This window comes from Tenebrionibacter intestinalis (assembly GCF_016632365.1).
Classification (GTDB): domain Bacteria; phylum Pseudomonadota; class Gammaproteobacteria; order Enterobacterales; family Enterobacteriaceae; genus Tenebrionibacter; species Tenebrionibacter intestinalis.
Genome location: NZ_JAEPBH010000055.1, coordinates 1 through 20,512 on the forward strand (window position 1 = coordinate 1; position 20,512 = coordinate 20,512).

At 52.5% G+C, this 20,512-nt stretch carries 15 protein-coding genes and 2 pseudogenes; 10 read left to right on the forward strand and 7 right to left on the reverse strand.

What is annotated here, in order from left to right; translation table 11 throughout:
• The 5 genes and pseudogenes from JJB97_RS16005 to JJB97_RS16025 all read left to right on the forward strand — a co-directional run.
• Positions 1 to 3,399, forward strand: a 3,399-nt coding sequence (locus tag JJB97_RS16005; RefSeq protein WP_238715074.1) for a hemagglutinin repeat-containing protein, incomplete at its 5' end; no start/stop codon positions are given.
• Positions 3,396 to 3,614 carry a hypothetical protein gene (locus tag JJB97_RS16010; RefSeq protein WP_238715075.1) on the forward strand — a complete coding sequence of 73 codons (219 nt, stop codon included), beginning with the start codon at positions 3,396 to 3,398 and terminating at the stop codon, positions 3,612 to 3,614. The genes JJB97_RS16005 and JJB97_RS16010, both read left to right, overlap by 4 nt.
• 154 nt (positions 3,615 to 3,768) lie before the next feature.
• Positions 3,769 to 4,086, forward strand: a pseudogene (locus JJB97_RS16015) (hemagglutinin repeat-containing protein); the annotation flags it as partial.
• Positions 4,087 to 4,157: 71 nt separating this feature from the next.
• Positions 4,158 to 4,709 carry a hypothetical protein gene (locus tag JJB97_RS16020; RefSeq protein ID WP_238715077.1) on the forward strand — a complete coding sequence of 184 codons (552 nt, stop codon included), beginning with the start codon at positions 4,158 to 4,160 and terminating at the stop codon, positions 4,707 to 4,709.
• A 138-nt stretch (positions 4,710 to 4,847) separates the two neighbouring features.
• On the forward strand, positions 4,848 to 5,408 hold the full coding sequence (locus JJB97_RS16025) for an Ail/Lom family outer membrane beta-barrel protein (protein ID WP_238715078.1): 561 nt from the start codon (positions 4,848 to 4,850) through the stop codon (positions 5,406 to 5,408).
• A 192-nt stretch (positions 5,409 to 5,600) separates the two neighbouring features.
• Here the strand turns inward: JJB97_RS16025 and JJB97_RS16030 are convergent, their stop codons facing one another.
• The 5 genes from JJB97_RS16030 to JJB97_RS16050 are packed head-to-tail and all read right to left on the reverse strand — an operon-like array spanning position 5,601 to position 10,646.
• On the reverse strand, positions 5,601 to 6,179 hold the full coding sequence (locus JJB97_RS16030) for a 4Fe-4S binding protein (RefSeq protein WP_238715079.1): 579 nt from the start codon (positions 6,177 to 6,179) through the stop codon (positions 5,601 to 5,603).
• Positions 6,179 to 6,772 (reverse strand): TorD/DmsD family molecular chaperone, encoded by a 594-nt coding sequence (locus JJB97_RS16035; RefSeq protein WP_238715080.1) that lies wholly within the window; start codon positions 6,770 to 6,772, stop codon positions 6,179 to 6,181. The genes JJB97_RS16030 and JJB97_RS16035 overlap by 1 nt, the downstream gene beginning before the upstream one ends.
• 56 nt (positions 6,773 to 6,828) lie before the next feature.
• Positions 6,829 to 7,605: a dimethyl sulfoxide reductase anchor subunit family protein gene (locus JJB97_RS16040; RefSeq protein WP_238715081.1), complete on the reverse strand. Its 777-nt coding sequence runs from the start codon at positions 7,603 to 7,605 to the stop codon at positions 6,829 to 6,831.
• The gene (locus JJB97_RS16045) at positions 7,598 to 8,224 is read right to left on the reverse strand and encodes a DMSO/selenate family reductase complex B subunit (RefSeq protein ID WP_238715088.1); all 627 of its coding nucleotides are present in this window, start codon (positions 8,222 to 8,224) and stop codon (positions 7,598 to 7,600) included. The genes JJB97_RS16040 and JJB97_RS16045 overlap by 8 nt, the downstream gene beginning before the upstream one ends.
• A gap of 13 nt (positions 8,225 to 8,237) precedes the next feature.
• Positions 8,238 to 10,646 carry a DMSO/selenate family reductase complex A subunit gene (locus JJB97_RS16050; RefSeq protein ID WP_238715089.1) on the reverse strand — a complete coding sequence of 803 codons (2,409 nt, stop codon included), beginning with the start codon at positions 10,644 to 10,646 and terminating at the stop codon, positions 8,238 to 8,240.
• Between the two features lie 838 nt (positions 10,647 to 11,484).
• On the opposite strand from JJB97_RS16050, the gene JJB97_RS16055 reads away from it, so the two are divergent.
• A complete protein-coding gene (locus JJB97_RS16055) occupies positions 11,485 to 12,255 on the forward strand; it encodes a tyrosine-protein phosphatase (protein ID WP_238715082.1) in 771 nt (256 codons plus the stop codon).
• A gap of 809 nt (positions 12,256 to 13,064) precedes the next feature.
• On the opposite strand, the gene uxuA is transcribed toward JJB97_RS16055, so the two are convergent.
• The gene (gene uxuA, locus JJB97_RS16060) at positions 13,065 to 14,135 is read right to left on the reverse strand and encodes a mannonate dehydratase (protein ID WP_238715083.1); all 1,071 of its coding nucleotides are present in this window, start codon (positions 14,133 to 14,135) and stop codon (positions 13,065 to 13,067) included.
• Positions 14,136 to 14,609: 474 nt separating this feature from the next.
• Between uxuA and uxaC the strand changes: the two genes are divergently transcribed.
• The 4 genes and pseudogenes from uxaC to JJB97_RS18655 all read left to right on the forward strand — a co-directional run.
• A complete protein-coding gene (gene uxaC / locus JJB97_RS16065; protein WP_238715084.1) occupies positions 14,610 to 16,025 on the forward strand; it encodes a glucuronate isomerase in 1,416 nt (471 codons plus the stop codon).
• 14 nt (positions 16,026 to 16,039) lie between these two features.
• The gene (locus JJB97_RS16070) at positions 16,040 to 17,587 is read left to right on the forward strand and encodes an MFS transporter (protein ID WP_238715085.1); all 1,548 of its coding nucleotides are present in this window, start codon (positions 16,040 to 16,042) and stop codon (positions 17,585 to 17,587) included.
• A gap of 63 nt (positions 17,588 to 17,650) precedes the next feature.
• Positions 17,651 to 19,114, forward strand: a complete 1,464-nt coding sequence (locus JJB97_RS16075) for a mannitol dehydrogenase family protein (protein ID WP_238715086.1) — start codon at positions 17,651 to 17,653, stop codon at positions 19,112 to 19,114.
• Positions 19,115 to 19,186: 72 nt separating this feature from the next.
• Positions 19,187 to 19,434, forward strand: a pseudogene (locus tag JJB97_RS18655) (hypothetical protein); the annotation flags it as partial.
• Positions 19,435 to 19,724: 290 nt separating this feature from the next.
• Here the strand turns inward: JJB97_RS18655 and JJB97_RS16080 are convergent.
• The coding region (locus JJB97_RS16080; RefSeq protein WP_238715087.1) for a DUF6998 domain-containing protein at positions 19,725 to 20,512 on the reverse strand (788 nt) is incomplete at its 5' end.

The window sequence follows — 20,512 nt, forward strand, 5'->3', positions numbered from 1 at the left end:
CAGACCGTGCTGAACGCCGGGCGCGACCTGAATCTGACCGCGGTCGTCACCGCCGCCAGCGACAGCCTCGCCTGGGATAAAAATAACTGGCTGAAGCAGTCCGCCACAGCGCACGTGGGCAGTGAAATCAGCGGCGCCGGGTCTGTCTCCCTGGTGGCCAGCCGGGATGTGAACACGCAGGCCGCCACGGTGACCGCGGGCAGCAGCCTGGGCGTCGGCGCGGGCCGCGATATCAACCTTACCGCCGCCACAGACAGCAGCGAATTTGAATCAAAACACAAATACACCGGCAGCAACGGCGCCTTCTCAAAAACCACCACCACCACGCACGACAGGGTGAACAGGGAAACCGCACGGGGCTCGCTGTTCAGCGCCGACAGCGTGAAAATGCAGGCCGGCAATAACCTGCTGGTTCAGGGCAGCCATGTCGTTGCCGACAACGACGTCCGTCTTCAGGCCGGCAACAACCTCACCCTCACCACCGCACAGGCGCGCAGCGCGGAAAGCCACCAGAAGCAGGAGAAAAAATCGGGGCTTTCCGGCACCGGCGGTATCGGCATGACCTACGGCAGCCAGAGCCTGAAGGTTACCGATACCGTACAGGAGGTCGCCCACCAGGGCAGCACCGTCGGTTCAGTGAAGGGCAATGTCACCCTCCGCGCGGGTAACGACCTGACTGTTAACAGCGCGGATTTGATTGCGGGCAGTGACATGACGCTTGTGGGTAAGAACGTCAGCATCACCTCCGCCACGCAGACCAGCAAACAGACGCACGAAGTGGAGCAGAAGAGTTCCGGTTTCACCCTGGCCCTTTCAGGGACGGCGGGCAGCTTCGTTAACAGCGCGGCGCAGTCGGCCAGGCAGGCAAAAGAGACGGACAATGACCGCCTTGCCGCGCTTCAGGGCGTGAAGGCGGCCCTCACCGGCGTCCAGGCCTCGCAGGCGGCGCGTATGGATGCGGCCCGGGGTGACCAGGCGTCAAACACCAGTACCGTGGGCGTCACGCTCTCCTGGGGCAGCCAGTCGTCAAAATCCACTCAGTCCAGCGAGCAGACCACGTCAAAAGGCAGCAGCCTGAGCGCCGGTAATAATCTGGCCATTATCGCCACCGGCAGCGCGCAGAAAGGCCGGGACGGCGATATTCTGATACAGGGCAGCCAGGTCAGCGCCGGCAACGACGTGCTGCTGTCGGCTAACCGCGACGTGAATCTGGTTTCAGCAGAAAACACCTCAACGCTCGAAGGGAAAAACGAAAGTAAGGGCGGCAGCCTCGGCGTGGGTATCGGCGCAGGCTCCGGCGGCTGGGGCATTAACGTCTCCGCCAGCGTGAACGCCGGCAGGGGCCATGAAAAAGGCAACGGCGCCACCCATACGGAAACCACCGTGGAGGCAGGAAACAACCTGACCCTCCTCAGCGGACGCGATACAAACCTCACCGGGGCGCAGGTCAGCGGTGAGCGCGTGACGGCAGATATCGGGCGTGACCTGACCCTGCGCAGCGAGCAGGACACCGACAGCTACCACAGTAAACAGCAGAACGTCAGCGCGGGGGCCAGCTTCAGCTTTGGCTCCATGTCCGGCTCGGCCAGCGTGAACGCCAGCCGTGATAAAATGGACAGTCACTATAAATCGGTTAATGAGCAGAGCGGGATAACGGCAGGCAGCGGTGGCTATGACATTCAGGTTGGGGGGCACACTCAGCTTGACGGCGCCGTGATAGCCTCTGCGGCAAAAGACGATAAAAACCGCCTGGAAACCGGTACACTCGGCTGGCGTGATATTCACAATGAAGCGGAATATAAAGTGGAGCATCAGAGCGTGGGTATGAGCACCGGCGGCAGCGCCGGCGGGCAGTTTGCCGGAAACATGGCCAACAGCATGCTCAGCGGCATGAACAGCAGCGGGCATGCTGAGAGCGCCACATCGTCCGCCATCAGTGGCGGCAGCATTATTATCCGGGATAAGGCGAACCAGCAGCAGAGCATCGACGACCTGTCCCGTGATACGGCAAACGCCAGCGGCCGCCTCGACGCCATCTTTGATAAAGAGAGAGAGCAGCAGCGGCTGGAGGAAGCGCAGCTTATCAGCGATATCGGCACGCAGGTCTCCGATATTGCGCGCACGGAAGATGCCATCGCCGCTGCGCAGAAAGCCAGCGAAAAACGCCAGAGCGCCACGCAGGAAGAGCGCGGGGCGGCGAAAGCGGAATGGGAACAGGCCCATCCGGGCAAAACAGCGACAGAGGCCGATATCGGGGAAGTGATTTACCAGAACGCGTATGCGGATGCGATGACGAACGCCGCCAGCGGCACCGGCAGCCGGAACCAGCAGGCTATCCAGGCGGTCACCGCCGCCGTGCAGGGGCTGGCCGGGGGCGACATGAGCGCCGCCATTGCAGGCGCGGCGGCCCCGTATGTGGCAGAGGTTATCGGGCATCACGCCGGGCTTGTAGGCATGGGTAAAGCGGCCGCGCACGCGGTGGCGAATGCGGTGCTGGCCTCACTTCAGGGCCAGAGCGCGCTGGCAGGCACGGCGGGCGCGGTCAGCGGCGAGCTGGCGGGCATCATCGCGCTGGAGATGTACGGTAAGCCGGTCAGCGCGCTGAGTGAAGAAGAGAAACAGCGCATCAGCGCCCTGGCGACCCTCGCATCGGGTATAGCGGGCGGCCTTGCCGGCAACAGCGCGTCCTCAGCCGTGGCCGGCGCGCAGGCGGGTAAGACGACGGTTGATAATAATTTACTCGGCGGTAGTGAAGATGCCCAGGCTGCCTGGATACGCCAGCACGGTGTCGATATGGCGACCTGTTCCGACAACCCTGGTGGGGCCGCATGTCAGAAAGCTATGAATGAACGTGATGCCGTAGGGTTGGCGCTTGCTACAGGTAGTGTTGCCCTGTTACCGGGGGGCGCTCAGGCTATGTGGGGGCTGGGAGCCGGAGCGAACGCAGGTATCAGTTATCTTGCAGATGGCGCGATAGATCCAGCAAACGCAGCGATAGCAGGTTGGGTAAATGTTATCAGCATGGGCAATGGCCTGGCAGGTACTGTTAGCTGGAATGCTGCGGGCGGTGCATTAGGAAACTGGATAGACGATAAAGATCCTCTAACTGGAGCAATAACAAATGGTGTCGGTGCTGGTTTTGGCTACGGTATAGGTAAAGGGATTTCCTGGGGAGCAAATGCTGGGGCAAACTGGTGGAAAGGTGGCTGGGATCCGAAATTTAACCCAACATTACAGAAGTATACTGAAATAAAAGGTGATTTCGGGATTTCGAAGGAAATGACGCCAAGCAATATTCCCAGTTCTTTTGGTGACTTGGGTGGTTCCGTCTTTTCTGAAGTAATCGGTAAAGGGATCGAAAAAATTTCATCTCCGAGTAATGAGGGAGATAAAAAATGATCAATATTCTTTTCGCTTTATTTTCAATTTTGGCGGGGATAGTTTTATCTGAAATTGCATATGCTTTATTACTTACCATTGAATACGTGATGCTTGGAAGTTTTAATTTTGAGCTATCATCAGCATGGCACTACCTGAAAATTGGGGCAGGAGGTGGTGGTATAATGGGAATCGGTATTGCTCTGCTTCGATATTTTGGGGTTAAAGGTTTTTAATATTTGTTACTGAGAATAATGCGCTGGGTAGTGTTATCGCTGCTGCAAATAAGCAAAAACCAGGTACTATAGAAAACTACGAGACTGGTACTCAGGCCGCAATTACGGAAGCCTGTAGCGGTGGAACGCCGGTATCCTGTGAGACGGCGATGAAAGTAAGGGCGGCAGCCTCGGCGTGGGTATCGGCGCAGGCTCCGGCGGCTGGGGCATTAACGTCTCCGCCAGCGTGAACGCCGGCAGGGGCCATGAAAAAGGCAACGGCGCCACCCATACGGAAACCACCGTGGAGGCAGGAAACAACCTGACCCTCATCAGCGGACGCGATACAAACCTCACCGGGGCGCAGGTCAGCGGTGAGCGCGTGACGGCAGTTATCGGGCGTGACCTGACCCTGCGCAGCGAGCAGGATACCGACAGCTACCACAGTAAACAGCAGAACGTCAGCGCGGGGGCCAGCTTCAGCTTTGGCTCCAGTTAGTATAAAATCCCACCTTTTGAAGTTAGGTGCTAATAAGTAATAGGATTTTTACACATGGAGTTCATATGAGATTTAGCCTGGCAATTTTGGTATCTCTTATTTTTCTCTCGGGATGTTCAGTGGATATGAGTCGCTCTATGCCTGATTATCAAGGGAGTGATAAGGCATTTATTCGAGTAGACAACACATTCCAGCCAACGCCTTTTCGGTTGGAAAAAATGTTACCTTCTGAAGGTTGTGTGAAGTCAGACGGTGTATATGGCCTTACAGCAAAAATTGCCATTATGGGAATAAAATCCAGCTACACCAGGAGAGTTAACGGTATTGCTTCTCCCTCTGAAACCTTTTTGAAACGAGGTTATCTGGAATATATTATACAAAGTGGCTACGTGTATAAAATATGGTGGCGTTTTGAAGAAAGGAGTATGTATGGAATAGATCTTAGTCGAACATTTACAAGTTCATTCATGGCAAAAGATGGGCATACATACGAAGTTCAGACCAAAGGTAATGACATTGTCATTCACGATCTCACTGACAATGAGGATATAACACCTGTAAATATTAAAGAGTGTAAATATAAGAAAACCCTTTTGGGTAAAAAAGAATACCTGTAACTGAGAATAATGCGCTGGGTAGTGTCCTTGCAACAGCAAATAAACAGCAAATAAACAACAACCCGGTACATGAAAGTTGATAACCCGCTGGAATTTACCGTAATGGAAAGTGCATATTTTAACGAAAAGGAATGAGTGATGAAGAAATTACCTCTGGCCGTATTACTGACAACAGCAATGGCAGGCAGCGTAGCGTTTGCCGCTAACCATACGGCATCGGTTGGCTATGCTCAAAGTAAAGTTCAGGATTTTGACGACATTCGGGGGGTAAATCTGCAATACCGCTATGAGAGCGGCGCGCCATTAAGTCTTCTTACCTCTTTCACCTACATGAAAGGCAAAGGCAAGCAACACTATATGCTTTCCGGCGACACGGTGAACAACCATATCAACATAAAATATTATTCCCTGCAGGCTGGCCCGGCATACCGCATTAATGACAATTTTTCCCTGTATGCGCTGGGCGGTGTGGCACATACCAAAGCAACGGGTAAAACGCACTGGATAAACGTCGACAGCGATGCGGTTCATTATGAAGGCATTTCCGAAAAATCCACTTCATTTGTCTATGGCTTTGGTATGCTCCTTAATCCGCTGGATAATCTGTCGGTGAATGTGGGTTATGAAAGCACGCAGGCTAAACTTGCGGGAAATCGCGACATCAACGGATTCAACGTTGGCGTCGGTTATCGGTTCTGACCGGGGACTTGCCGCAAGCGCTAAGCCCCCTCCCCCAGCGCCGCCGCGCCGGCGCTGGACTACGCCTTTCCTAACCTTCCCGGCCCCCTTCAACATGCCGGCTCGTGATGTCGACTCTCTGCCAGACTAAAACCGGGCAGCGCTGGAAGCACAACGATACGCCAGGCGCGGCCTGCGACACCGGCGCCGCAATCAGGATGCGCCCGCGCCATGCGCAGGTATGGCCTGTTGCCCAGCCGCTTCATTAAGCGCAACGGCTCCGTTATCGCATTGTACCAGGCACGCCCCACAGCCGGTGCAGGCGTTGAAATCAACCACTGGCAGCCCCTTATCCCCCATTGAACAGGCCTGGGTTGGGCAGCTATCCACACACAGACGACAACCTTTTACCGGATTGACGCAGGCGGCGTTAAAAAAAGGCCTTAACCCCGTATCAACGGGCTGTTGCGGCTGCAATGCCCCCGTCGAACATGCCTGAATGCATTTACCACAGCCGTCGCAACTGGCGTACTCAATGGCCAGTTGCGGAAAACCTTCATGGCGCGCGAGCAGTATCCCCATTGAACAAGCCTGTATACATCGCTGGCATTTATCGCACCGGGAGAAAAACTGCGCAGTCGTAATGGCGCCCGGCGGCAGCGGCCATGCCGGCAGATCTGCAGGCGGCGGCGCCGCTTTACGTGACGCTGTCATAAACGCCCGGAACAGCCCGCGACGGCTGACGTGGCGATGGGTCATATATTCCTGATAATAGCGCTCGTTTTTTTTCATCAAAAGAAAATACGCCGTTTAACGGGGTTCAGCGCCTGTTGATAACTGACGTTCTGCAAATAAATATCGGCGACCTGCGCCAGCCTGGAATAAAACGCGCTGACCGGATTTTGCTGCAATAATTCCAGATAACGCGCAGCCCAGGGCAGCAGGAATTGTTCCAGCAATATCCTGGCGGCTTGCTGGTCGCTGCGCGCGATCAATGCAGAGTAGGCCAGCAGCATCAGGCCAAACTGGTCTTCCGGTTCGTGATGTCGGCCGTCAAATTCCAGGCCGTGTTGACGTAAAAAAACGCGGTAGCTGGCGGTGGTTTCTCCCATCAGTAGGTTATCTTTTTCCTGGTATACCGAACCCCAGGGTGGGGCGACCATCTCCCCCTGCCCTTCAAACAGCGCCGAATGCTGCCAGATCAGTTCATCATCGGCCGCTACAGGCCAGGAATGGCACAGTTCGTCAATGGTATGTGGATCGCGCCAGGCAAAGAGCGAAGGGAGCGTCGGCAGGCAACCTATCAGCGCCTTAATGTCGGGCCGTTGCGGCGAGTAGTAAAATAGTGCGCCGAGAATACGCGGCAATACAGCGGCGGTGGACATGAAAAATTCCTTATTGATACAGCGTCCGGGCAGGGCCAGGCCTGCCCGGAGAGTGACTACATGGGTAACGTCCAGAGATTATAAAATGCGATGCGGCCCAGCAGTTCCGCTACGATCACCACGCCAGCGCTGGCATACAGCAGCCCCTGGCCATGTCTGGTTCGTATATACAGCAGCGCGCCCAACGCGCCCGCCGCAAGCAATACCGCCTGTGCCGTAAACCAGCCGGACTGCGCCGCCGCCAGCGGAGCATCGGCCAGCAGAAGAGAGGATAAATACCCCGGGCGCAGACAAAAGCTAACGATGATCCCGACGATGCTGACAACCAACCCCAGACGACGCGCACCCAGCGCCGCCGCCAGCGCGCCGCCGCCGATAAGCGGCGTTAGCAGCATAATCACGGTAGTCCAGGAAGCGCTCCAGGTCGCTACCGTCGGTAGCTGGTAGATGCGCGGAATGGCAAAAATAAAGACCACGCCAATCACAGCCGCCAGCCAGGCCAGGGCCGTGAAGAACTTACGTGCGTCGCGATCCAGCAGCAGCCCCAGCGCCGCTATGCCCGCCGCCGCGCCGAACATCGCCGAAAGCGCGATTTCGTTACTCATCGGCGACAGCCCGACGCGAAGCAGCATATTCATGGCGCGAAGCGGCTGCCCAACGTGAAAAATCCCCACCAACACGCCCAGGCCAAACAGGCACACGGCGGCAAACAGTCCAATAGCCAAACGGCGCGGCTCAATTTGCCCCAACGCATGGCTGAGCAGCAACAAAATTAATGCGCCGACGGCGCTTTGCGTCAGCACGGTAAAGAAAACCAGCGGTAACTCATGCATGGCGCACCTCCCGTAAATTTTGAATAGCGCCTTCAGTATCGCCGGTTGGCCGCGCCTTCGGATGTGGTTTTACCACCAGGTTAGGCTGGGTAAAACTGGCCGACGGCAGTGGCGCGATTTGGTTTTCTGCGCCATATTTCCGGCGCAGCTCATCAACAGGCCCGAAATCCAGCGCGCGCTGCGGACAGGAATCGACACAGATCGGGCGCAGGTTTTTCTCCAGGCGATCCAGACAGCCGTCGCACTTGCGCATTACTTTTGCTTTGGCATCAAACTGTGGCGCGCCATACGGACAGCGCATCTCACAGTAGCGGCAGCCCACGCAAACCGAATCATCCACCAGCACTAACCCATCTTCTTTGCGTTTGTGCATCGCCCCCGTTGGGCAACCCGCCACGCAGGTGGGGTTATCGCAGTGATTGCAGGCAATAGACAGGTAATAGCTGAACGTATTGTTATGCCAGCTTTCGCCTTCTTTAACCCAACTGCCGCCGCCATATTCATAGACACGACGCAGCCTGGGCCCCACGTCCAGATCTTTATTGTCTTTACAGCTCACCTGGCAGGTTTTGCAGCCCGAACAGCGCGAGGAGTCAACGTAAAAGCCATATTGTTTCATTTTCATCCACTCCTTAAGCGCGTTTAATCTCAACCAGGTTCGTATGCTGCGGGTTACCTTTCGCCAGCGGCGAGGGCAGATGGCTGGTCAGCGTATTGATACATCCGCCGACATCAATGCCTTCATTGTTAAGACGCGTCCATGCGCCCTGCGGCATCGCCACCACGCCAGGCAAAATGCGGTTAGTCACCTTGCAGGGAATTTCAACCACGCCGCGATCGTTAAATACGTGAACAATATCGCCGCAGGAAAGCTGCCGCGCGCTGGCATCAACAGGGTTTATCCACACTTCATCCGGTACTGCTTCATGCAGCGCCAGCACGTTGGTATAAGTGGAGTGGGTATGGCCTTTGGTATGAAAGCCGCTTAACTGCAGCGGATACTTCGCCGTCAGCGCTTTATTAAGATGAGACTCTCTCACCACGCAAAATTCGGGTACCGCCGGGATACGATCGCCTTGCGGCAGCGTCCATTGCCGGGCCAGATCCGCCAGCGCCTGAGAGTAAATCTCAATTTTGCCGGACGGCGTTTGCAGCGGGTGGGCCGCGGCGTCCTCACGAAAATCAATAAACGCGATACTCTGACGTTCAGTGGCGATCTGCTGGTCGATTATCCCTTTGTTTTTGGCGACTGACCATTGCGGTAAATAGGGGCGTTTTTCCCGCACCTGCTGGTAGTGATATTCCGCCCACTGCGCCTGGGTGCGGCCTTCGGTGTACTGCTCGCGCAGCCCAAGGTGCCCGGCGATATCGGCGCAAATATCATAGGTACTGCGTACCTCCCACATGGGTGTAATGGTTTTTTGCAACGCTATCATGTAGTTGTGCGAACCCGCTGCATAGGAGCTGTCCACCAGATCTTCCGCTTCCAGATAGCTGGTTTCCGGCAGCAGCAGATCGGCGTATTTGGCGCTCGGTGTCATATGATTTTCAATCACGATGATGGTTTCGCACAGCGCCTCATCAGCGAGGATTTTGCGGGTGCGGTTAATCTCGCCGTGCTGATTCAGTAATGTGTTACCGGCCTGATTAAATAACAGTTTAATACCAACGTTAAGCTTCTCTGCGCCCCTCACGCCCATAGTGAGGGCGGTCATTTTTTCCGGATTCAGAATGGCATCCGTCCACAGATAACAGGGGATTGAGGTTTTTACCGGGTTAGTACCGATGGGCAGTAGCGGAACGCCATACGGTGTGCCGTAGGGCCAGTTGCCGTTATTCGTGCCCGGTAAACCAAAGTGCCCGGTGATAGCAGGCAGCGTCTGAATGGCGCGTACCGTCTGTTCACCGTTGGCATGGCGCTGCGGCCCCCAACCCTGGCCGATGTAGCAGGCGCGCGCCGCTGCGATCTCCCGCGCCAGTTGCCTGATGCGCGTGGCCGGAATACCGGTAATTTGCGCCGCCCATTCCGGCGTTTTCTCAACGCCATCGTCGCCGGTGCCCATCACATAATCTTTATAACTGGCGTTCGGCGCGGCGTTTTGCGGCAGCGTTGAGCGATCAAAACCAACGCAATAATGATTTACCAGCGCTTCATCAATCAGGTTTTCGCTAATCAGCGTATGAGCAAGACCGGCGACCAGCGCGGCATCTGTGGTCGGGCGGATCGGCAGCCACTCGGCATGTTCAGCGATAACCGAATCGGTATAACGTGGGTCGATAATGATCACACGGGCTTTCGAGGCTTCCAGCGCCCGGCGTAGCTCCTCCACCTGGCCGCCGCCCGACATACGCGTTTCCGACAAATTCATACCAAAAAACACCACCAGATCGGAATGCGCGATTTGAGTAAAATGGCTGCCGACGTATTTACCGTGGGTGTACGGCGTGGCGGTGGAGATTTGCGCAGTGGAGTAAGTGTTATGATAATTCAGATAGCCGCCAGTGAGATTCAGCAGGCGTTTCCAGGCCGGCGAACCCTGGGTATGGTAATAAGCCCCGGACTGGTAGTTGTAATAAATCGCTTCACGTCCGTATCTTTCCGACACGCGCTTAAGTTCCGCAGCAATAAACGCGGTGGCTTCATCCCAACTGATGCGTTTGAATTTCCCTTCGCCGCGTTTACCGACCCGCCTGAGAGGATATTTAATCCGATCCGGGCTGTAAACGCGCCAGCGGTTGGAGCGCCCGCGCAGGCAGGGGCGTATCTGGTGTTGACCAAAAACCGCATCATCAATCGCGTCTTCAGGTTCGATACGCACGATCCTGTCGTCTTTGACAATCACTTTCAACGCACAGCGGCTACCGCAGTTAACCAGGCATGCGCTATGACGCACAATTTCACCGCCGTTCGTGACGGCTTTCTCCGGCGCAGCCTGCGCCGTCGCTGAAAACGGCAGTGAAATCGCGTTGCTTAACGCCACGGCAGAACCTATTTTTGCAGCATTTTTCACGGCATCCCGTCGGGATAACGGATTAAGCATTAAATCTTTAATAATATTTTTCACATTGCAACTCTCACAAGACAACCTGTTTGTAACGTAATTGATTATCTGGCGAAAATAGTTGACTAACATCAAATGAGTATTTGTTATAACAATAAAGTATTATTTTATTCGCGACGGCATTTGAAAAATTTGAATTTTGTGTTGGAGATCGTATAAATCCCTTTAAATTACATTGATATTTCTTCTTAATTTTGGTTGGCAATTTACGCAATACATTTATTAATCTTTTTCTAACAACAAAAATACGCGCGTGTTTTAGCGCCCTACTGAAATTCTGGCGATATACATCGCTCAATGAATAATACAGAGATAGTAAGGATTCACTGCGCTTTATTACGAAGGCAATTGCAGGTAAGCGCCCGTATACGCGGGTTAGTAACAACAGTAATTATGTCTCGCCACCCAACATACAGAGCTTTTCCATTATTTAACCGCCCGGCATAAAGCCTTTTGCGATTTTCCGCTTACCTGTTGAGAGAAAGGTCAACCAAATAAGTCGTCCATCACGTTGGGTACAAAACGAAAGCTGAAATCGCCTGCTACAGCAACGAGCAGGCGCTGCCATAATACTTAATCGCCAGCTTCTCCCTGAAAAAGCGCCTGGCGCTAAAGTCAGTCTATTTATAGTAATAATGTCGGATGCGTCATTCACGGCGCACCGCTCTTTTACGCACAGACGTTAGCGCCCGTTTACATAATTTTTATATTCCATTCCCGTGGTGAAAATCATCCTTTTCCAGGTCAGGATATTCTGATAGTTCTAAAAAATCATGCAACTATGTTTGTGAGGATAAAACAAAAAAGGAACTTGAATATGAGTGAAATAATAAAGCCTAACCCTGTAACAGTTGATGGTGTTATTAACGTAAGAGATTTGGGCGGTTATCCGGTTAAGGACGGCCGGATGCGAAGCGGACGGCTGCTTCGCGGCGCGGAACTCAGTACGTTAACGGCGCAGGGGCAGCAACAACTGGCGCAATATCCGGTCGGAATCGTGATCGATATGCGTACGGATGCTGAAATCGAACCCAAGCCGGATATACTGCCTGAAGGGGCGCAGATGATCCACCTTGACGTCATGGCAGGGCAAAACCTTGACCCTATCGCCATGCTGGAACTGCTAAAGGAGAATGATGGCGCGACGTTAATGCGCGAAAGCTATCGTGTCTATGTTACCGATGCGACTGCCATTGAGGCATGGCGCCAGTATTTCCAGCTACTGCTGAATCAGGACGATAACGCTATTTATTACCACTGCACGGCGGGTAAGGATCGAACTGGTATAGCAACGGCGCTGGTGCTGTTTGCGCTTGGCGCCAAACATCGGGTGGTCATGGCCGACTATCTTCTCAGCAACGTTTATCGGGAAGTGTTGATTCAGCAGCAGCTTGAACAAATTCAGGCTTTGATGCCTGATGTCAGTCCCGAAAGCGTACTGGATTTACTGGTTGTGCGGGAAGACTATCTGGAGACGTTGCTAACGACAGTAGATGAAAACTACGGTGACATGGATAACTTTTTGTCTTCGGCGTTAGGGATAGGTAAGAAAGAGCGTGAACAGCTCAAATCAATGCTGGTGATTTAACCCGGCGGCGCCTGATACCAAATCGACAGGAGGAAAGAGGATGCCCGGTTTTTACCGGGCATCCATTCAAAGCAGGGAAAAACGCCAACTCAGAAACCAGGCGATTAAATGCCTCTGGCGCCACGTTACCCAGCCGCTCCAGAATAAGGAGGCTGAGAAATTACCCTAAAATTCGCAAGCTGCTTTAGCCAACGCAGCGCTTTTCTGCCCTTAGGAATAAATAAATTCACAAATAACCCCAGGGCCTGGCAATTCGATACGGGAGCGTAACGCCGTCGGCGGTATGGTATGCTCAACCAGCAAAATATCAATTCCATTTCAGACATGCCTGCGGATGTTAAATGGAAAATATTGTGAAGCCCCCCCCCTTATTTCCCCGGCGCGCAATGGCCAGTCGCTATAGGTATTCATGCCTGGTCAGGTTTGAATAAATATAGTTACGTAAGATGCGTTTATCAGGAGAAGATACCTTAAGCCTGTAAATAGCGGGGCTTGTCGTTGTTAATACAAAGCGCCCGGTTTAAAAGAAAGCGTTCAGAATTCTGCGTCACATTAAATAGCCGCGCCTGATACCGCCCCACACCTTAACCCTGCATAACATAGCTGCCTGCGACAGCGCATTACAAACCCAACGCAAAAATGCGCCATCATTCGCTCCGCAGGCGCCTTAAAGTGAAACACTACTCTGTGCCGCTATTTAACCTGGCCACAGCGTCAACGCATGAAGTTGTCGCCGTCAAAATAAAAGGCTAACTGCAACAATAAAAATTATCAGACTGCCGGGGCATCATTAACCCCGGCTAAATGCGTTATTGGGTTTTCTTTTCCAGCGCTTCCCACAGACCCAGCAAGTAAGTTACGCCTAATGCGCGATCGTAAAGACCATAGCCCGGCCGCCCTTCTTCGCCCCAGATAAATCGGCCATGATCCGGACGGATATAGCCATCGAAACCATTGTCATGTAGAGCCTGCATGACGCGATACATATCCAGCGAACCGTACTGTGAAGGATGCGCGGATTCGTAGAAATCTTTATCTTTGATTAACTTAATATTACGGACATGGGCAAAGTGGAGACGCTTACGGCGGGTAAAGTCGGCCAGAATTTCGTACACATTGTTATCCGGATCTTCAGCAATTGACCCAGTGCAAAGCGTTATACCATTCGCGGGTGAATCAACCGCATCGCAAATCATTGCCAGATCGGCATGGTTTTTCACAACGCGCGGCAATCCAAAAATAGAGTACGGAGGATCATCCGGATGTATCGCCATTTTCACGCCAACTTCCTCACACACCGGAATAATTTCACGCAGGAAGTAAAACAGGTTTTCACGTAGCCTGACATCATCCACGCCGCTATAGCGGGTGAAAAGTTCCTGCACTTTTGCCAGACGCTCCGGTTCCCACCCGGGTAAAGCAAAGCCATTAGAATTATCCAGGACTTCTTTCACTACCTCTTCCAGCGTCTTATCTATGCCATGCTTTTCGAAAGCCATAGTCAGTGAGCCATCCGCCAGGACATAGTTCATGTCTGTTTTCATCCAGTCAAAGACGGGCATGAAGTTATAGCAGATAACCTTTACGCCAAAACCAGCCAGATTACGGATGGTTTGTTTGTAGTTCTCAATGTAGCGGTCGCGATCTGGCGTACCGATTTTGATGTCATCGTGAATATTGACGCTTTCGATCACTTCCATCGTCAAACCAGCCGCATGAACCTGCTCAACCAGCGCCTTAATTTTATCAACCGGCCAGACCTCGCCTGGCGCGACGTCATACAGCGCGCCCACGACGCCTTCTACCCCGGGCACCTGTCGAATATATTCCAGAGGAATTTTATCTTCCTGCGGCCCAAACCATCGCATTGTCATCTGCATTTTACTTCCGCCTTAATCATTACATTTTCGTTTTCGGATGAGTGCCATACTAGTATCTAAGAGCATATTCAGTAACTTTTATGAGATCAACCCTCGCTATAAAAATAAATGTCCGTTTCTTTTCCCTTCAGGAGGGAAAGTGAAAACTCGCCAAAAATCCATAACGAGGTAAAGCCCTTCTGCCGGGTGTTGTTTTTTTGTGAAAGTTATTAATGGCAATACCTTATGTAATGAAACATTCGATTATCTGTGTGAATAAAGTTCGAAATAAATACAATTAATGATGTAAGGGAAAAATAAAAATAAGATTCCATTACTATGACTTCAGTCACAATTCAATTGTTTATGCTTGTATGGTAGTAGACTGAAAAACCATGAGAGGTTTAATGTTTAAGGCATCAAACATTCGTCACAGGCATGCTCTGACAAAAAGACGGTGTTTAGACTACACAAAACTGCTCTCCTGGAGATTCTATGCCTCTGATAAATAATAGCTTTATGATTAATAACCCAACAGGGCGGAAGCTGTATTCTGAACTGGCAAAAGCGTTACCTATTATTGACTACCATTGTCATCTCGATGCAAAGACTATCTGGGAAAATAAACCATTTACCGATATCAGCCAGCTATGGCTGGAAGGCGATCATTACAAGTGGCGCGCCATGCGCGCGAATGGCATTCCTGAAAGAAAAATTACCGGCGATGCCAGCGCCGAAGAAAAATTCGAAGCCTGGGCGCAAACGGTTGAAGCCAGTTTTGGCAACCCGCTTTACCACTGGACACATCTCGAACTTAAACATTACTTTGATATCGACGACACGTTAAATAGCAAAAACTGGCGTGAAATTATGCGCCGCTGTAATGAACTTTTACGCGGGAGTGATTTTTTACCACAAGCATTAATCCGTCGTTCAAATGTCGAAGCGCTATGCACCACCGATGGGCCGCTTGACGATCTGCGCTTCCATCTGCAACTGGCGGCAAACCGCGACTTTTCCACCCTCGTTCTGCCTACCTTCCGCCCGGATGAGCTGTTCGATACGGACCCGGATCGCTTTCTGGCCTTTGTCTCACAGCTGGCGCAAAAAACACAAACACCGATAGCCTCACTGGAACAATTCCTGGCCGCGCTGGAGTCACGCATCGATTTCTTCCACGCAGCAGGCTGCCGTATTTCCGATCACGGCCCGCTGGCAGTGCGCTATCGCTACATTGATGCAACCGCGCAGGCCGCGCTGTTCCAGCGCCGTCTGGCGGGTGAAGCGCTTACGGACAGTGAACTTCAGGCGTGGGAAAGCCTTATCTTTGTCGCCCTCGCCAGGATGTATAAGCAGCGCGACTGGGCAATGCAGATTCACTTTGGCGCGATCCGTAACAACAATACGCCGATGTTGCGCAAAGCGGGCATCAACAGCGGCTTTGATTCAATTGGCGATCAGCCGCATCTTGCAAAAAACCTCAATGCCCTGCTCAACGCAATGGTTGAAAACGACGGCTTGCCAAAAACCATCCTCTATAACCTCAATGCCAGCTATAACGATGTGGTCGCCTCTACCATCGCCAATTTCCAGAGCGGTGAAGAAGGCGTGAAATCTCCGCTGCAATTCGGCTCCGGCTGGTGGTTTAACGATACGCGTCGCGGCATGGTCAACCAACTTAACACACTGGCCGATCAGGGGTTATTGGCCAATTTTATTGGCATGCTTACTGATTCCCGCAGTTTCGTTTCCTATACCCGTCACGATTACTTCCGCCGGATCCTCTGCGATTTGATTGGCGGCTGGGTAGAAAGAGGCGAAGTCCCGAACGATGAAGAGATCCTTGCTTCCATGATTCGTGGCATCTGTGTAGACAACGCACGCCGCTATTTTTGTTTCGCTCAGGCCTGATACAGGAATAAACCATGTCGCTTAAGAACAGAAAAGTCACTATTCCTGTCAGTATCGGCTACGGCCTGACAGATATCATGGGGGGCGGCGCCTTTACCGTCATCGGTGCGTGGCTGCTTTTTTTCTACACCACGTTTGTAGGCCTCTCGCCGATTGAAGCGGCGTCTATTGTCGCTATCGCCCGTATTGTTGACGCTATCGTCAGCCTGTTTATGGGCAGCTTTACAGATCATTTCTATAAAAATTATTTAGGCAAAAAATTTGGTCGTCGTCGCTTCTTTTTGCTGATCGGCTCGCCGCTGATGCTGGTTTATATCCTGCTCTGGATGAACGGGATGAATTTCTGGTTCTATCTTGCGGTTTATCTGGCCTTTGAAATCATCGCGGCAATGGTATTGATCCCGTGGGAAACGCTGCCTTCGGAAATGACCAAAGACTTTAATGACCGCACCAAACTTTCTACCTGTCGTATGTTCCTGTCGGCCTCCGGGACATTCCTTGCGACCTTTATTCCTGGCCTGTTGATTGGCTGGCTGGGTGATAACAATGCCGATGCTTATCTGATAAACGGCGTGGTATTTGCAGTAATGTTCACCGTCTGCGTGTTTATCTCCTGGAAGGTAACGTGGGAGCGTGAGCTTACGCCGCAAATGCTGGCAGAAATCGAGAAAGCGCCACAGGCAAAAACGGTCGCAGAGAAACTGATCGCCTTTGGCAATCTGTTTAAGGAGTATGCCTCAACGCTGAAGGTTCGCGCGTTTCGTAAACACCTGGCAATCTATCTTTTCTCCTTTACAGCCAAAGATGTCTACAACACCGTTTTCGTCTTTTTCTGCGTCTACTGCCTTAATGTTTCATCCTCACTGGCGGGCACGCTGCTATCGATGAGCATTGTCGGGTTGCCGGTCACGCTGGCGGCTGGCGTGGCTATCATCAAATACGGTCCATCCCGCCTTTATATCTTTGCTTACTCTTTGATGATGCTGTGTCTCGGCGGGTTTTTCCTTGTGTATCAGTTCCCGACGGATAACAAAGTGCTGCTGCTGGTGATCCTGGCCGGGGTCTATCAGGTGGGCCGCTGCGTGCTGGAATTTACCCCGTGGAACGTATTTCCGTTTATTCCTGATATCGACGAAATGATCACGCGTCAGCGTCGGGAAGGGTTATTTGCTGCGGTAATGACGTTCTCCCGTAAGACAACCGTCGCAATTGCTACTTTTGCGGTAGGTCTGCTTCTGCAAAGCGGCGGCTTTGTGAAAGGAAGCCAGGTTCAGCCGCAGGAAGCCATCAACACTATCGCCATGCTGTTGTTTGTGGGCACCGCCGGGCTGCTGGCGATCGCTTTGTGGCAGGCGTTGACCTTCCATCTGAACAAGCATACGCATAAGATTTTTGTGGCTGAAACTGACCGCCTGAAGGCGCACGGCCACAAAAAGGATGTAACGCCTGAGGCCCGCCATGTAGTGGAAGATCTTACGGGATACTCCTACGACGAATTGTGGCTTCCAGCATCGGCTGAGCACGTAAAGTTGAATAAGCCAGACTCCGTGCTAAACGGGTAACCCTCTGTCGGCAGCCGGGTGTAGTCTGCCCGCTGCCGACCCTCTTTTTATAGTGAGTAGAATATGCAAGATACGCTTTTAACGGCCAACGCTACCGTTCCGTCCTGGGATCGCGACAAGCTGGTTGCGCGCATTGTCCATTTGGGATTTGGCGCTTTTCATCGCGCGCATCAGGCGATTTATGCCGATATTCTGGCTGCGGAACAGGGCAGCGACTGGGGCTATACCGAAGTCAACCTGATTGGCGGCGAGGAGCAGATTGCCTGCCTAAAAAATCAACATAATCTCTTCACGGTTGCGCAAATGTCCGCTGACGCCTGGACCGCCCGCGTAGTGGGCGTGGTCAAACGCGCGTTACATGCGCAGGTAGACGGGCTGGAGAGCGTGCTGGCCGCCATGTGTGAACCGCAGGTAGCTATCGTCTCGATGACAATCACTGAAAAAGGCTATTGCCATTCGCCCGCCACGGGCCAGCTAATGCTGGAGCACCCACTCATTAGCGCCGATTTACAAACCCCGCATCAGCCGAAATCCGCGCCGGGGGTCATTGTAGAGGCGCTGGCGCGCCGTAAAGCCGCTGGCCTGCCGCCTTTTACCGTTATGTCCTGCGATAATATGCCGGAAAATGGACACGTCACACGCAACGTTATCTGTGCTTACGCCCGCGCGCTTGATGAGGCGCTGGCGGTCTGGATTGAGCAAAATGTGACGTTCCCTTCCACGATGGTGGACCGTATCGTCCCGGCAGTCACGCCGGAAACGCTGGATAAAATTGAGCAGATTACAGGCGTGCGCGATCCTGCAGGCGTAGCCTGTGAACCTTTCCGCCAGTGGGTGATTGAAGATAACTTTGTTTGCGGCCGCCCCGCATGGGAAAAAGCCGGGGCCGAACTCGTATCCGACGTACTTCCATTTGAAGAGATGAAGCTACGTATGCTAAACGGCAGCCACTCTTTCCTGGCGTACCTGGGTTATCTGGCAGGCTATCAGCACATCAATGAATGTATGGACGATGAAAATTTCCGCCGCGCCGCATATGCGCTCATGCTGAATGAGCAGGCGCCAACGCTGAGCGTCAAAGGCGTCGATTTAACGCACTATGCCGATCTGCTGATTGAGCGTTACAGCAACACGGGATTGCGCCACCGTACCTGGCAGATTGCAATGGATGGCAGCCAGAAACTTCCGCAGCGTATGCTGGATTCCGTTCGCTGGCACCTGGCTCACAACAGTCGTTTCGATTTACTGGCATTGGGTATTGCCGGTTGGATGCGCTATGTCGGCGGCGTAGACGAACAAGGAAACCGCATTGACGTAAGCGATCCGCTGCTTCCTGCGCTTAACGAGGCGATATCAAACAGCGAGCAAGGCGAAGCCCGCGTTAAGGCATTGCTTAGCATCGAGGATATTTTTGGCAACGACTTGCCGCATGAATCTGAGTTCGTCGGGCAAATCACGCAAGCCTATTTATCGCTACTGGAAAACGGGGCGAAAGCTACGGTTGCTCAATATATATCCGCCAGGTAAGTAAAACGCCACGGCTTTTAAAGCGGCGGTTCAAACGGTTATAACCCGATGAATGTTGGGTGACGGACAGGGGCTGCCGCCATGCGCCGGGCATGCCCTATTCTCCTCACGGCAAGTGCAGCCATTCTGGGTATGCTCCCTGTATCCAGACAGACTTCCCGGGGACCATGGCGCCGGCGATTATCGGTGGACTACTTGTGGCCACGCGGGTGACGCTAACGGTTTTACCGGCAGCCATGAGTCTGGTTATACAGATGGGGGATCGTTCAGCTACCGGTAAATCAGCTAATGCTGCGAACGTAATAGAGGGGCGGCAATAACCCGCGCTGTGCTGACAAAAAAGCAGAAAAGCCTGAAGTGTAAGTCCCCCATCCATCCCCCCACATTAAGCTTGACCCTGGGGGAGTTCAATAGAGTAATAGAACGCTATAACTGCTGATTTAATAAGGGAAAATTGAGTTTGGGAGACTTCAGGGGGGTTAAGTTTGGAGCGGGCGAAGGGAAATCACCCCCGCTCCAAAGATCTCGTAATCCCATGGATTTATTAACAAATACCTGATGCATTGTAGGAGGGTTTTGTAGGAGGAACTACAACGTTTTGCAAACCGCTTCACTCCAGAACGCTGATAAGTTTTAGCGCGTCATTTCTGACAGAACCTTGTATTCGCTCAGAGTCAGCGATCAACGCCAAAGCCTCAATACTTAAACCATCCCTGATCACTTTTCGCGCTTTACTGAGACGGCTCCGGCAACTTTTCTCTGTATAACCCTCACGTGAGTGCATTTGCTCAATGATATAAGCGCTTGATAAATTTGAATCGGCAAAATGGTGGTAGTAGTTTACGAAGCACTCCATCCCGATAGCCTTAAGGAGGCTGACCAGGGTAACACTACTCGTTATCTTCTCTGGTTGATTCGAAACCTCTTCCATAGGTTCAGGTGGAAGGGTTTGCATAGCCGCTTCATTGACTAAAGCCGAACTCCTTACAATCAATTCTTCTTTGATGGAACTCACTCGGGGATCAGTAAGAATCGCGCCCTTGAGGGTAACGATATGTGCGTTAACGTGATCACTATGCCGAGCGTAATCTCGTATTACTTCATGTGGGATTTTGTAGGCATCAAGAATGTTGTAAGTTTCATCGAAAATAACGGCTATCAAATAATCAAAATCGGCAGCTTCATAGTTACGCAATGCACTGAGTTGCCGGGAAGGATTATCCGATGTGACTCTCCTCGCTTTGATCTGCACTTTCAGGCCATCAGCATCAATGGCATCAGCACCCGCCGACGAATTACTGAGAAGAGTCATACCCAGTGCATTAGAAACCAGCCATTCAGCATAGTCACCAACAGGATTTAGACTAGCCCCATAGATCACCAGACACTTCGCCTCTC